11 protein-coding genes are annotated in these 13,300 nt (G+C 60.3%); 7 read left to right on the top strand and 4 right to left on the bottom strand.

Features of this window, described 5'->3' with window-relative positions; genetic code table 11:
- Positions 1-221 precede the first annotated feature (221 nt).
- Positions 222-1,127, bottom strand: coding sequence for a restriction endonuclease (locus tag EGK63_RS12105; protein WP_125901700.1), 906 nt, complete (start codon positions 1,125-1,127; stop codon positions 222-224).
- Positions 1,128-1,706: 579 nt separating this feature from the next.
- On the opposite strand from EGK63_RS12105, the gene EGK63_RS12110 reads away from it, so the two are divergent.
- A complete protein-coding gene (locus EGK63_RS12110) occupies positions 1,707-4,886 on the top strand; it encodes a metallophosphoesterase (RefSeq protein WP_125901701.1) in 3,180 nt (1,059 codons plus the stop codon).
- 310 nt (positions 4,887-5,196) lie between these two features.
- Here EGK63_RS12110 and EGK63_RS12115 read toward each other — a convergent pair whose 3' ends face one another.
- Positions 5,197-6,309 (bottom strand): Fic family protein, encoded by a 1,113-nt coding sequence (locus EGK63_RS12115; protein ID WP_125901702.1) that lies wholly within the window; start codon positions 6,307-6,309, stop codon positions 5,197-5,199.
- Positions 6,310-6,418: 109 nt separating this feature from the next.
- A complete protein-coding gene (locus EGK63_RS12120; protein WP_125901703.1) occupies positions 6,419-7,156 on the bottom strand; it encodes a hypothetical protein in 738 nt (245 codons plus the stop codon).
- Positions 7,157-7,665: 509 nt separating this feature from the next.
- Here EGK63_RS12120 and EGK63_RS12125 point away from each other — a divergent pair.
- The 3 genes from EGK63_RS12125 to EGK63_RS12135 all read left to right on the top strand — a co-directional run bounded on the left by EGK63_RS12125 (position 7,666) and on the right by EGK63_RS12135 (position 9,706).
- Positions 7,666-8,202, top strand: coding sequence for an NINE protein (locus tag EGK63_RS12125; RefSeq protein WP_207896376.1), 537 nt, complete (start codon positions 7,666-7,668; stop codon positions 8,200-8,202).
- Positions 8,203-8,448: 246 nt separating this feature from the next.
- Positions 8,449-8,883, top strand: coding sequence for a hypothetical protein (locus EGK63_RS12130; protein WP_125901704.1), 435 nt, complete (start codon positions 8,449-8,451; stop codon positions 8,881-8,883).
- A 316-nt stretch (positions 8,884-9,199) separates the two neighbouring features.
- Positions 9,200-9,706, top strand: a complete 507-nt coding sequence (locus EGK63_RS12135) for a helix-turn-helix transcriptional regulator (protein WP_125901705.1) — start codon at positions 9,200-9,202, stop codon at positions 9,704-9,706.
- Positions 9,707-9,720: 14 nt separating this feature from the next.
- Here EGK63_RS12135 and EGK63_RS12140 read toward each other — a convergent pair whose 3' ends face one another.
- Positions 9,721-10,572, bottom strand: coding sequence for a hypothetical protein (locus EGK63_RS12140; RefSeq protein ID WP_125901706.1), 852 nt, complete (start codon positions 10,570-10,572; stop codon positions 9,721-9,723).
- Between the two features lie 223 nt (positions 10,573-10,795).
- On the opposite strand from EGK63_RS12140, the gene EGK63_RS12145 reads away from it, so the two are divergent.
- The 3 genes from EGK63_RS12145 to EGK63_RS12155 all read left to right on the top strand — a co-directional run bounded on the left by EGK63_RS12145 (position 10,796) and on the right by EGK63_RS12155 (position 13,256).
- On the top strand, positions 10,796-11,311 hold the full coding sequence (locus tag EGK63_RS12145; protein WP_125901707.1) for a hypothetical protein: 516 nt from the start codon (positions 10,796-10,798) through the stop codon (positions 11,309-11,311).
- Positions 11,312-11,467: 156 nt separating this feature from the next.
- A complete protein-coding gene (locus EGK63_RS12150; RefSeq protein WP_165906602.1) occupies positions 11,468-12,229 on the top strand; it encodes a spore coat protein U domain-containing protein in 762 nt (253 codons plus the stop codon).
- 115 nt (positions 12,230-12,344) lie between these two features.
- Positions 12,345-13,256, top strand: a complete 912-nt coding sequence (locus EGK63_RS12155) for a molecular chaperone (protein ID WP_125901709.1) — start codon at positions 12,345-12,347, stop codon at positions 13,254-13,256.
- Positions 13,257-13,300: the final 44 nt, after the last annotated feature.

The raw sequence follows: 13,300 nt of genomic DNA on the forward strand, positions 1-13,300 counted from the left end.
CCGCTCCTTCCCAGCCAGGGAAATCTCAGCGGAAAACTCTAACGTCCGGTGATCCAGTTTTCGGGGAGCAGATCACTCCGCGTGGAGGAAATTCTCAGGGGCACGTCACAGGCACAAACGGTTGCTGGGCCAGGGCGTCCAGAGCGTCGGCGATCTCAGTAGGGTTCATCATCAATCCAGAGACGGAAATCGATTGCGGTCAGGGCGGCGCGGAAGCGCCGTCAGTCCTGGGGCGCGAGGAAATAGACCGGCACCAGCGGCAGGCGACGGCGCGCCTCATCGGCCAGTTTGTCGTAGGTCTCGACCCACAGGGTGACGAAACGGCGTGCGTCGATCAGGGTGACGCGGCGGTTCTCCTGATTGCGGGCGTAGTCCTGAGCGTCCTTGGTGAAGCCGGCCAGGCAAACGTACAGGCCCACATCGCCGTTCGAGAGGGAGGCCAGGAAGGACTTCAAGCCGTCACTATCGACCTTGGACTGCCAGCGCTTCACCTGGACCTTGATGCGCGGTCCAGCGGCGCCAAGCGGATCGGTGAAGGCGATCACATCGACCCCGCCATCCTTGCCCGGCGGCGAGACCCACGGGACGTGATAGCCCATGCCGCGCAGCAGATCGGCCACCATCTCTTGGAACTCGAACGGGTCGCTGGCGTGCAGGAAGGCCGAGATTTCGGCCCAGGCGTGATCCTGCGCGGACTCGACCGTCACGCTGAGCTTTTCAGCCGCATCCTCGATCGCCTCAGGCTCGACAGCCGGGCTGACCGGCACCGCCGAGGTCGCATCCCTCTCCGCTTTCCAAATCGCGTACAGGCGGCACGCCTCCTTGTAGAAGGCCTCCGGGTTCACGAAATCGTTGTAGGCTTTCGCGCCCGCGTCGGTGACGGTCCAGACGCCATCGTCCTTGCGCAACCACCCCGCCTTCACGCCGTCCACGGTCGCAAACCGCAGGATCTTCTCGAACCTCTGCCCGCCGGACGGATAGGAACCGGCCTCATAGTCGCTCAACTTCGTCGCGGATCGGACCAGGTCGATGGCCGCTGACGCGTGCATGCCTTCAGGCTCGGCCATCAGCACTTCGAACAGCTTGCGCAGAAACTCGCCCGTACGGGCCCGTGTGATATTCGCCATGACGCCTCCCGTACCGGGCTTAGCCTAACGGCGGGTTGGCGGCCAGAAGACAGCGCGCCACGATCGGAGCCAAGATAAACTCCCGCTATGGACAGCCACCTCTGTGGTTATTTCTCGCCACCTCGGCGCGGCTGATACGTCCTCGACATCAACATCCCACCGATAAACAAGCCTTCGACCGGCTCGCCGTATGTCGTCGAACGCGGCTGCGGGCATCATCGCCGCTCCTCCCGTCTCAACGACCAGAGTGAATCAGCGTGCCGCCCTCACGCCAATTGCCGGACGCCGCGTTTTTCGACGAAATCCGCCAGTTGCGGACATTGGTACCGGCGCGGAAGTGAACATTCTGATTGTGCTCGGCACCGCACACCTTACGCGGGTCTGCATCAAAACATCAAATCGCGTTAACGTTCGCGTAGGATTATCGGGAAACCCAGGGACGCGTTTCGGGTGGTTCTTCGCCTTCAGGGGGAGCAGCGCACCTGCCTCACAACTCTTTGCGCCCCCTCCGAATCAGAGACACTAGCCAATCTAACGTTGATCGGCGCGCGCCAAACGGTCGCTTTCACATCGGTTTCCATGATGAAAAATCGCTTCCTGAACATCCTCCATCTGAGTGATTTTCACCACGCAACCAGTTCGGGAAGCAGCGAAGATGTGGTGGTAACCGCCCTCGTCGAAGACCTGCGCTCGTTGAGACACACCGAGCTAGCTCCTGACGTGTGCCTGTTCACCGGGGACCTCCTCTACGCTGCCGACGACTGCGCCTACTCGGACTTCCACGAGATGGTTTTTTCGCGCGTGGCCGAAGCTACCGGCCTTACCAAAGATCGCATGTTCGTCTGCCCTGGAAATCACGATGTCCATCGTGGCGTGGCTGAGCGTCAGCGCAGTTTTGTAGAGGGTCTCAGAACATCGCCCGACGCAGTCGACGCGATGTCCAAAGCCTACGAGTCCGGGGACTTGGCCAGGTACGCAGATGAAGCTTTCAAGAATTACCTTGAGTACGAAAACCGGCTCGACAACGCGTCAACGATTAAGCGATCGAGTCTCATAAGCTTGTACGAAATTCCCGAGCTCGATCTGCGGCTGGCGGGGATTAACACTGCAACCCTTTCCTTTGGTGGTTTGAAGGGGTTCCCGCGCGATGAGCGCCAACTGCTTATCCCAGAAGCCTTTCTCTTGAATGGGCCGGAATCACTGTCCCGGTTTAGGCCCGATATCGTTTTCGGCCACCACCCGCCCGCCTCACTGAACCCGGCGCTCGAAAGTCGCTTTCGCGGTGAACGCCTAGGCCAGGCGCACTTGCATGCCTACGGTCACATGCATGCGCCGAAGCCGGCGACTGCCTTTGAAGACGACAGCGCTCGTATGACCAACCAGTCTGGAGCCCTGTTCTACAAATCTCACAAGGAGAAAGACTATAAGGGCTACGCCGTTGTGGTCCTGGACAGAGAGGAACGCATCTACAAGGTTCATCATCGGTCCTATTATAACGACAGGGTCAAGTTCGACTTGGCGCTTCAGCATTACGACCATGGGACGTACTACTCGTCGCCCGGAGCTCGACAGCACTTCTTAACCCACACTCCCCGCTTCAACCGACAAAAGCTGCTGGATTGGTCAGCAGGTGACGGCTTGCAGGCGGTCTCGGAGAAGCTAGAGGCCCACCTAAAGCGCCTAAGCTTTTTCGGGGAGCCGATTACCCCGAACTTCGAACTTGAAGGCCAAGTGACCTCGCTAACGGCGGAGGTGGGTGCGACACAACGAAGAGAAGTGAACTCTCTCGATGAGCTTGCTGCCCTTCCGGATCACGTCCTGATCCAGGGACAAACGGAGAGCGGAAAATCCACTGCGCTGTTGATCTGGGCCAAGCTGAGGTCGACTTGCCCTGGCCCCTACGACCGTGTCCCGGCATACGTTCATTGGGGCGATCTACCGAAGGGTCCGAAAGCCTTTAGTCGCCTCGTTAACCGATCCATCGCCCTTCCTGACGGCTTCAGCGCGACCGACTTGCTGCGTCGGGGAGCCTTGGAAGTCCTCATCGACGATTTCGTCGTAACGTCAGAGTCGGTGGAGTGCCTTCAGGCCGCCGTCACCGAATTCCCGATGACTCGGTTTGTTGTTGCCTACAAAACCAAGGCGATTAGCGAACTGGGATTTGCATCGTTCGTCCCCGCTGAAATCCCGTTCCTCAGCACACGCGTCATCCAACTCAAGCGTGGTCAAATCCGGGCAATTGTTAAGACAAAGGCAAACCTACCGAAGAGCGATGAAGACACCCTGATCCGGGAAATCATGAGGGAGCTTGTTTCCAATAACCTCCCACTGACGGCGTTCACCATCAGTTCGGTCATGGAAATCTATGGGACCGAGGGCGCTCTAAAGTTCACAAACAAGGCTAATTTTCTAGAGCGCCTAGTCGAGATAAAACTTGAGAAGTTCTCAGAGGGGGACATCAAGGTTGGAGCATTTGACTTCAGCAACAAGGTGAGATGTCTTGCTGACATTTCGTACTGGATGGCGACGAATGATAAGTATGTGATCTCAGAAAACGAGGCATTCCAGATCGTCAAGGATCACATGGATGCACACGGATTTGAGGTAAAGGTAAGAGATCTTCTCGACCATTTCTACAGGTCATCAATTCTAACGGAATCTAACGGCCAAGTTCGATTTGGATTTATGTGCTTTTTGGAATTTTTCATTTCCAAAAAGATGCTGAACAACAAATCATTTAGAGATTACATTGTCGATAAAGAGAGATACCTAGAATACCAGAACGAAATCTCTCTTTACTTTGCCCAATCGAGAGAAGACGCTTCTCTACTTGACGAGATTGCAACCCGTATTGGAGAAATCCGCGACCATCTGGTGTCGAAGCAGATATTTGCGCGAGACGCGGGTTTCTCGCTGGATAAGGTCGTTGTTACGCGGGGCGGTGCCAGTCAGGAAGAGCTTGCTGATTACGAGCATACCGTGCTCTCGCCACAGCTTTCAGACGAGGATAGAGACCACCTTCTTGACGGCGAAACACCAAAGGACATTGGGGGCCGCCAAGAAGTTTATCGCCCTAAACTCGATACACCAGAAAGCCAGTGGCTTTATGCGCTCATACTTTATTCATCAATGGTCCGCTCTTGCGATTACCTCCTCAAGTCCGACAAAGAAAGACATCTTAACAACGCACTTGAATGCTGGCTAGAATTTTTACAGTTCAGCCTTAACATAATTCCAACACTGGCAGACAAGGGCTACGTAAAGATAGACGAGGTTGAATACAAAATTCCAGGTCTTATGAATTTGGAAATGCCGGATAGATACCGCGCCCTTCAAGTAATGATGCCCATGGGTGTTTCCAGGATGATTTCTAACTATATGAATACGGATAAACTTCGCGCTCAGATAAAATCTGGGGATAGGGTGAGTGAGTCTGGATTTATGTCATTCCTTAGACTCTCTATGCTTATGGATCTGTCATATGCTGGCCTGCCGGAGGACATGAAGCCCCTTTTCGAGAACATCAAAGGCAAATCGACTTACGCCGAGTATGTCGCGATCCGAAACGCGGCTGAGACGTACACCTACAACCGGCTCGTAGAGGCCGACCGGAAGGAATTCGTTTCGGTGGTTAGTACGGCGATTGCCCGGCTGAAGGCGAAGACAGCCTCTGGCATCAAAACAGAGGCTTCTAAAGTCACGGCCCGACTTGAGCGGAACCGGCTTCAGATCGTGGCAAAGGAGAAGGGCGGCCAGTAGCCCTTTCAGGTCAGGGAACTCGCCAGGGCATGCCCTTGGCGAGATCCCTGACCCGAGAAGTCAAAGGGCGTCTCAAATGGGTCGCTCCATGGATTAGGATGACGTGCTCCTGAGTTTTCATCCAGCGGTGACCAGAGCAGCGTGGGGTGAGTAACTGGCCGGGCCGCGCAGCTTTCATACTGCGCAGCGGGTCGGCCTGTTGCGATCAGACTGGCGACAAAATCCTCGGGGTGAGGTAGCCGATCGACGCATTGCCCCCAGCGGACGCCGCCAAAGACCGCGATGAGTCACGCGCGGTTTTTGCGCCTCCTCAAGTCGAGAGGTTGTTGCTAGCGAGGCAGTAGCTCGTACTCCGTCCGCCCCCGGCATCCCTCTCTAGAATTCCTCGTTGCATCAGGTCGCTGATGTCCCGCAATGCGGTGTCAGACGAAGTCTTCGCCAGCGCCGCCCATTTGGCGTTGGTCAGTTTGCCCTCAAAGCCGTCGAGTAGGCGGTTCAGCACCTTCCTCTGGCGTTCATTCAGCGGATGATCCACCAAGGCCTCCCAGAAGCGAGCCTTGCGCATGACGCTGGCCAGAATCGTCTCGGCGCCGTCGAAGGCGCGGTCGAGACAGGCGATGAACCAGAGCAGCCAAGCGGTGACGTCCAGATCGCCTTTCTGGGTCGCTTCCAGCATTTCGTAGTAGGCCTTCCGCTCCGCACGGATCTGGGCGGACATGCTGTAGAACCGCTGAGAGGTGCCTTCAGCGCGAGCCAGGGCGAGGTCCGCGATGGCCCGGGCGATGCGGCCATTGCCGTCGTCGAAGGGGTGATTGGTGACGAACCACAGGTGGGCGACCCCGGCCTTCAGCACCGGGTCGGGCGTGGCGGTCTCAAACCAGTGCAAGAAGGCCATCATTTCGGCGTCGAGACGGTCGGCGGACGGAGCTTCGTAGTGGACGCGCTCGCGCCCAATCGGACCGGACACCACTTGCATCGGGTCACCCTCTGGCGTCCGCCAAGCCCCGACGGTAATCCGGCTCATACCGCTGCGCCCAGTCGGGAACAGCGCAGCGTGCCAACCGAACAGGCGGTCGGCCGTGAGCGGCTGAGCATAGTTCTGAGTGGCGTCGAGCATCATCTCGACGACGCCCTCGACATCGCGATCCGCAGGAACCAGACCGACGACGTCCATGCCCAGGCGGCGGGCGATGGAGGAGCGAACCTGTTCGCGGTCAAGGACTTCACCCTCGATCTCACTGGACTTCAACACGTCCTCGGTCAGGGTGCGGAGGACGGCCTCTTCACGAAGCGCAAAGCCCAAAGCCTCCATCCGCCCGATCAGCCGGCCCTGGCGATGGCGCACAGCGGCAAGCGGCTGGGCAAGGGCGCTGTCGTCCCAAGTCAGGTTTGGCCAGTCGGCCAGTTCGTGAATATAGGTCATATTTGCCGCACCTTATGCGGTGAATGTGGACATTATTCGCCGCAAGGACAAGACTCAATCAACGCAACATTTGCAGGGAATATCGCAAACATTCGCCGCAAGGCCCCGATCAGGCCGCGAGGCGTGTGGCTTCGCAGTGCAGAGCGATAGACACGCCTCTCTCTGCAAGCGGGCGACCGACAAGGTCTTTCAGCCGACCGAATGCGGTAGGACTGGAGCAGACGATGAGCTGGCCGTCGGGCTCCCATCTGGCGCGATCCAGATAGCTCACCGTCGCAGCTTCACCCACGATCTGAACGACCGCCTGTCGGATGTCAGCCTGAACGAACGGAGCACCCCGCGCCGGCGTCCCTGCGCTGCCGTCCGACTGACGGTTTGTCGCGACGCGAAATTTTTTAATGGGGTCATAAAGGTATTGTCGGTCATCGGTGACCGGTTTTCGTGTCGCCAATGTCCAGTTTCCTGGCGCTTGAGCGGTCACCTGTGACCGGTTTTTGCGGGTTTGAGCGGTCACGGATGACCGCTTTTGCGGCGCCTCAACCACCTCACCGGGCATGATTGCGCGGCAGATGTTGGTACGACCACGCCCACGGCGGACCTCGACCTCTAGGTAATCGGCGGCTTGAAGCTCGTCGAGGAGGCGGCGCAATTGGCGGGGACTGACCCCAAGACTGGTCGCCATGCTCTCCTGGCCACGCCAGGCACCGCCTTCGCAGGGGTTCAGGTCGTGGAGGATAAACCCCGCGACGGCCTTGGCCGGGAGGCTGATCGTGGGATCGCTGGCGATCCGCTGATGCCAGGCCAGTTTCTCGGCCACGAAGTTTTCGGGATCGAGACGGCGGCTCATCGGCAAGCCTCCGGCGTTGCGACCGAACCGAGCAGGGCGTAGAATCCCTGTGGCCTTGAGTGTTGTGCCAAGCCCATTCGAACCCCGCCAAGCGCTGCAACGCTGGCGGGGTTTTTCGCGGCCAAGATGTCTCCCGCTGGGTTAGCCAAACGGGGAAAATCCTCAAGGATTTCAGTATAGGGGCTACACCCCGTTAGACGCATCAAGGTTTTGGATTTACAAGAAAAAACGAGTTCCTCTCTGTCCGCCACACCATCGCCATTTCTCCCATTTTCAGTCCGTTACCATTCGATTTGGCTGACTTCCCAGCCTGGCTGACCAAAGCTTGTGCGTGTTGCATGTCGCCAATCATAGCGAAAGCGTCTTGCGTCAGCAGCCGCTGATCCCCGCCTGCGCACCTCATTCTTTCGAACCTCGGTGAGAACGTCCCCGCCTTCTCGTCTGGAGACGCCTCATCATCGCGGACGCGCCCATCGACAAGAACAGCCGCGGCCGCCCTCCGGAGGGACATGCGCGTGACCATGTTGCAGGCAAGCCTCCTCGTTGACATGCGCGCGCGCCTGAAAGAACGACGTCACTGCTGGGAAACAAAATCCATGACGAACAGCCCGTTGAGCGCCGACGCCCAGGCGATTATGACCTTCGAGGCCAACAAGAAATCGGCTGGCGTCGCGTATTTGTTGTGGTTCCTCGCCGGCGGCTTCGGCGGGCACCGCTTCTACATCGGCCGCACAGGCTCCGCCGTGACCCAATTGCTCCTGTCGTTTTTCGGCTGGACCACGATTTGGTTTCTAGGTTTTGGGCTGCTTTTCCTCATCCCGCTCGGAATCTGGTTGCTCATCGACCTCTTCACGTTGGGCGGCATGGTGGCTGAGCACAATAACACGCTCATGCAACGCCTGAACTCCAGCCCCGCACCGCGCGCCGCGTCCGTTGATGAACTGGCCAAGTACGCAGCGCTGCGTGACAGCGGCGCCATTTCCGGCGATGAGTATGAAGTTCAGAAGCGCCGCCTGCTGGACGTACCGGCCGCCGTGACGCCGTAGGACGTGACATTCGACCAAGCGCCGACGTTACACGGTTCACCGCCCGTTCACGATCAGACGAAGGCTCCGCTGGACCGGCGCGTTTCCGGCACGGCTGGCCAGAGTATCTTTTCTTGCCCGCCAAGATAATGAAACTTAACGCTGATTCACGATGGCGTTTAAGCGCCCGCTAAGGCTGTCTGATCGGCGAGCGTTAAGAGCCCCTCCCTTATGGTCCTGTTGCAATCAGGAGCCCATGAGGACGCCATGACCAAGTTGATGCGATCGCGCCGCCACGCGCTTCTCGCCGCCGTCGCCATCGCCATGACGGCTTTCGCTTCGCCGCAGATCGCTTCGGCCGGCCCCAAGGCTGGCGGTTCCTATCAACTGCGCGCGGTCGTACCGGTCGCGTGCTGGGTGAGGCCCGACGCGACCGTCGTGGCGGAAACCGGTCGGACAGGTTCGGTGATCGAAGCCTGCAACAGCCCCGGAGGCTTCACCGTCTCAGCGGCCTACCGACCGCTCAAACAGACGGAGAAGGCGCGCATGACCTATGGCGAACGGTCATTAAACCTGACCAAGAGCGGCAACCTGGAACTGCGTCGCTCCAACATGGCCGCTATCCGCACCATCGCCTACCGTTTCGACGACGTACAGCTGGAAGAGCCGCTGATCCTCGCCCTGACGATCCAGCCAATCTGATCCGAACGCTCAACCCTAGCCCCCCTCCGCCGATACGTCGGCGGGGGGTTTTGTTTGCCTGCTTGCGGATTACCCTTGGGCGCTGCACGGGCTTGAAAATTTACAATCCCCTCTTTCGATTTTACATAATGACGTCGTTCGCTGATCGATATAATGTCGAGGGAAGCGAGATGGGGTCTGCGGACGCCAGATTGTCGACGGAGGGAACGGGGTGGGCCTGCAGGGAACGGCAGAGGCGCGTCGATTCTATGAAATTGAATCGGTCAATGAAGCCGCCTGCTCTGAAGCCTGGAGCAGAAGCTGCAGCCGCGCTGCGATGATCATTACGCCCAGCCTCCACCTTCTGTGGAGCAATGACGAAGGGCGGCGGCTTCTGGACATCGACCGAGATCTTGGAGAGGTCGGCGGGCGGCTGAGCTTCGCACAACGCACCGGCTTGTTCGCCTTCGCCGCCTTTCTCGAGAATCTGGGTGACGAGCCTAGAGCCTGGGTTCTGGCGCGACGTGACGGCGGCGGAGATTGCCTGATCATCCGGGCTGTGCGGATCGCGCTCGGCAAAGCCGACGCAGTCATCCTGGCTTTCAGCGACACCGCAGGATCACGCCGCCTATGGGCCGATTTCGGCCCCGCGCTCGACCTCACCTCGGCGGAGACGACCCTGCTGAAACGTCTGGTCGACGGCGCTACAGTGACGGAAGCCGCACACGACCTCGGCGTGACCCTGGAAACCGCCCGCACGCACGTCAAACGCGCCTACGCCAAACTGGGGGTCAGCAGCCGCGAAGAGATGTTCGCCAAGATATCGCCCTTCCGACTGTCCTGATCCGTCAATGATGATCAGGCTGCAGGACACGGCGGCGGCGGGTCACGCACGATACGTACAACCTCATCCGAACGTTCATGGCCCACGCGCATCGTGGTCGTACGGCTGACTTCAGAAACCCATCCATCCGTCACGTAAAGGGTCGCGCGCGTATCCCGCTTCATGCTGTCCGCCGCACCGGCAGAGCCCGGCCCTTCCGCACTGAGCGATCGCGTGAGCAGAAGCCCGCATCCGTCAACGGATCGGGAAACCGATTGCACCCCTGATCTGGAGGTTTCGCCCGCGCTCTGAACCGGCTGCTCGAAACGCCCTTCGGTCAAGGGCTGGCGCGGCTGCATCTCCGCCAGGAGGGCCACATCGCTCAACAGTTGGGAAAGCCGAACCTCTGACGACAACGTGTCGAGCCCCGCCACCAAGACGTCCCGCTCACCCTTCGTCAGTCCGAGGGAACCAAGCCGAGCGGCGTAGGCGTCTCGTACGGCCGGCCAATCCTCGAACGCAATCGGCCGCCCAGCGCTATCCGCAGAGATAACCACGTCCACCCCGATCCAGGCTTTGAGAAGACGCTCCAGATCGGGAGCGCTGCTGTCAGTCAATGAGGCCTCCAACAGCCGGAACCGGAGCGTCACTCCCTCGGTTGAGGCCGCCATGGTCTCGAGCTCGAATTTCTGGCGGTTGACCTGACGCGCGTCGCCGCCCGCCCCGGATGAAGTGAGTTCGGTCTCGCTGACGAAGACGCGTCGATCACCGACAGCGTCCGCTCGATGTTGAACCTCAAGGACAGCCGCAGGAGCAGCATCAGGCGTAGCGGCGTCCTGCTCACCGACAAACGCCAGAGCGTAAAGGGCCGCCAAAAGGGTTTTCATGCCGGGGCTCCGTCAACGAATTCGACAAGGGGGAAGGCCGCCCCAATTCGCTTACGCGGCGAATTTCATCGAATAATCATGAAATTAACTATTTTTTCTTCGAGCGCGTACCCCAAATGGGGGACGATTAACAAAAGCCTAACGTGCTCCTTAGCCCTCGAACGAGGGAGCGGCGACCGACGCCGGGGAGCAGATGCGAACAGCCTGTATGCTTGCAGTCGCCATGCTGGCCGTCGCGGGTACGACGGCGAAGGCGGACGACGCCGGACGCAAGTCACTGACGCTCGAAGCCGTCGGGCGGATTTCACCGCGTTGCGATATCGGCGCCCTGGGCGGGGTCGATTTCGGCGACTTGCGGCGTAGCGGCCTGGCCGTCGAGACGCGCTTCGGCCTGAGTTGCAACGTCCCGTTCGACATCAATCTGCGTTCCGCCAATGGCGGACTGGCGCATGAAAGCCTGCCCCGCGGACAAGGGCCGTACAGCGGCCTGGCGGCCTATCGCCTCGCCATCAACGTGCCCCTCGAAACCGGACATCCGGGCCGCGGCGGGCGCGGCGGCGCGGCGGCGGGCGATTTCACCAGCCGGCAGTTGCAAGCGGGACAAGTGATCTCAAGCCGTGGCGGCGTCGCCTTCGACGGCGGCAGCTTGAACATCGAGATGATGGAGCCCGAAGGCGCCGGCCTGTTGGCGGGGCGCTACTGGGAAACCGTGGAGATCAGCCTCGTACCGAGGCTGTAAGGACCGGCGATGGACGCAACGCATATCGAGCGTCGAGCGGATGCCTGGCGCCCCAGAGGGGCTGCTGAGCGGACGGTGCGGAAGCTCGGCGTGTGCGGCGCGGCCAAAGCGGGTGTGACTGGCGCAATCCTGCGCACTTCTTGGAGGAAGACTGAAATGAAAGCCTATCAACTGATCGCCGGCGTCGCTGTGCTGGCCCTCTCCGCGACCGCCGCTTCGGCCGGCAGCTTCAGCCAGAGCGCGGCTCACCTGCCGATCGTCGGCAGCATCAGCGGCTCGGGCCAGGGCTCGGCCATCGCCGGCCAGAGCGCCAACGCCCTGTCGACCTTCTTCGGCGGCGAGGAAGTCGCGTCGTGGATTTCGGCCTCGGGCAGCGTCGCCAACAACATCGGCACCGCCGGCAACGCCACCGCCAGCTTCACCCTGCGCGGCGAGGTCTCGCAAGACTGCTCCTTCTACTCGGGCAACATCAACACCGTCCTGAACTTCGGCCAGATCGGCATCAACACGCTGGACAACGGCGGCGTTGACGACGCCTTCGACATGGCCGGAGCCGCCAACGCCTCGATCGAGACCAACACTGCAGGCTGCAATACCCGCAACGAAGTCCGCATCACCAAGGCCAACGGCATTGCCGGCATGAAGTCCAACTTCGCCGGCGCCTTCGACGGCGCCCAGTTCCAGGCCAACCTGCCGTACAAGGTGGATGCGACCTGGACCGGCGTTCCCGCCGGCGCCGGTTCGGCGACCGCCTCGACGCAAACGCTGACTGTCGACACCACCGAAGCCAGCGACCTGAAGGTCCAAGGCGCCTGGAAGTCGCACTTCAACGTCAACATCAACGTGCCGGTCCCGAACAAGTCGCTGGTCTCGGGCACCTATCAGGACACCCTGACGATCGAACTGGCCGCCATCTAAAAACGGCCCAGTGACGAGAAGAAGCCCGCCCGGCCCTGTCGGGCGGGCTTCAAGCATCAGTACGCACGTCATTCGCGTATCAGTGGCACGAATTCTGCATGACGTCGGTACACGAATGCGCAGGCCGTGGGGGAGAATAAATATGGGACTAGGGCTGAAATATCGGACCGCGATGCGCGCCGACCAACCAAAGAAAAGATCCCGTATCGGGTTAATTCTGGCCGCTACCCTGTTCCTGGGAATCACCGCCACCGCCGTCGAAGCGATGCGCGTATCGCCCATGGTCGCGGAAATTTCTTCGCGCGGCGCCGGCTCCTCCGCCCGGATCGAGGTGCAGAACCTCGCCGCCAAAGCGCTGCCCTATGAAACGCGCATCACGCGCATCTCCTTCGACGAGGACGGCAAGCTTGTCGAAACGCCCGCGGATGAGGACTTCCTGGTCTTCCCGCCGCAAGGCGTCGTGCCTGTACGCGGCCGCCAGGTGATCCGGGTCCAGTGGGTCGGAGACCCCGACATCGACGTATCGCGCGCCTATTACGTCGGCATTCGCCAGCTTCCCGTCGAATTGGAAGAGGGCGCCAGCGGCGACCTCGCCGCCCAGGTTCAGGTCGTCTATCATATGAAGTCGCTCGTCACCGTAGCCCCTCCGGGCGCAACGGCGGACGTGTCCGTGGTCAGCGCTCGCGCGATCGAAATAGACGCCGCCCCAGCCGCCCCAGTGATTGATGAAAGCCTCGGCGGGACCGGTGAGGCTACGCCCACGCCGACCGCCGACAAGGTTCCCGGCGTCGAGGTCCGTGTGCGCAACGCCGGCCGCCGCTACGCCCTGATGAGCGGCGCCACATGGTGGGTCGAGGGAAGCGGCCCGGACGGAACCCGCACGGAAATCCGACTGGACGCCTCCACCGTCAATGAGGCGGTGGGCGCCGGCTATCTTGAACCTCTGAAAGGCGACCGGACCTTCTATCTGCCCACCAGCGTCGCCTTCTCGCCTGACGCGCCGATCAAGGTGCGCTTCAGCCAATGAAGCCCCGCATGGTCCCCACGGCGATTCTGGCATCCGTGCTGGCG

This window comes from Brevundimonas sp. 357 (assembly GCF_003938605.1).
Lineage (GTDB): Bacteria > Pseudomonadota > Alphaproteobacteria > Caulobacterales > Caulobacteraceae > Brevundimonas.

What these genes read in the sequence shown, in the direction of transcription:
- EGK63_RS12150 (WP_165906602.1), top strand. Translation starts at nt 11,468, where the DNA reads ATGAAAGCCTATCAACTGATCGCCGGCGTCGCTGTGCTGGCCCTCTCC.
- EGK63_RS12145 (WP_125901707.1), top strand. Translation starts at nt 10,796, where the DNA reads ATGCTGGCCGTCGCGGGTACGACGGCGAAGGCGGACGACGCCGGACGC.
- EGK63_RS12115 (WP_125901702.1), bottom strand. Translation starts at nt 6,309, where the DNA reads ATGACCTATATTCACGAACTGGCCGACTGGCCAAACCTGACTTGGGAC.
- EGK63_RS12105 (WP_125901700.1), bottom strand. Translation starts at nt 1,127, where the DNA reads ATGGCGAATATCACACGGGCCCGTACGGGCGAGTTTCTGCGCAAGCTG.
- EGK63_RS12155 (WP_125901709.1), top strand. Translation starts at nt 12,345, where the DNA reads ATGCGCAGGCCGTGGGGGAGAATAAATATGGGACTAGGGCTGAAATAT.
- EGK63_RS12130 (WP_125901704.1), top strand. Translation starts at nt 8,449, where the DNA reads ATGACCAAGTTGATGCGATCGCGCCGCCACGCGCTTCTCGCCGCCGTC.
- EGK63_RS12140 (WP_125901706.1), bottom strand. Translation starts at nt 10,572, where the DNA reads ATGAAAACCCTTTTGGCGGCCCTTTACGCTCTGGCGTTTGTCGGTGAG.
- EGK63_RS12110 (WP_125901701.1), top strand. Translation starts at nt 1,707, where the DNA reads ATGATGAAAAATCGCTTCCTGAACATCCTCCATCTGAGTGATTTTCAC.
- EGK63_RS12125 (WP_207896376.1), top strand. Translation starts at nt 7,666, where the DNA reads ATGCGCGTGACCATGTTGCAGGCAAGCCTCCTCGTTGACATGCGCGCG.
- EGK63_RS12120 (WP_125901703.1), bottom strand. Translation starts at nt 7,156, where the DNA reads ATGAGCCGCCGTCTCGATCCCGAAAACTTCGTGGCCGAGAAACTGGCC.
- EGK63_RS12135 (WP_125901705.1), top strand. Translation starts at nt 9,200, where the DNA reads ATGATCATTACGCCCAGCCTCCACCTTCTGTGGAGCAATGACGAAGGG.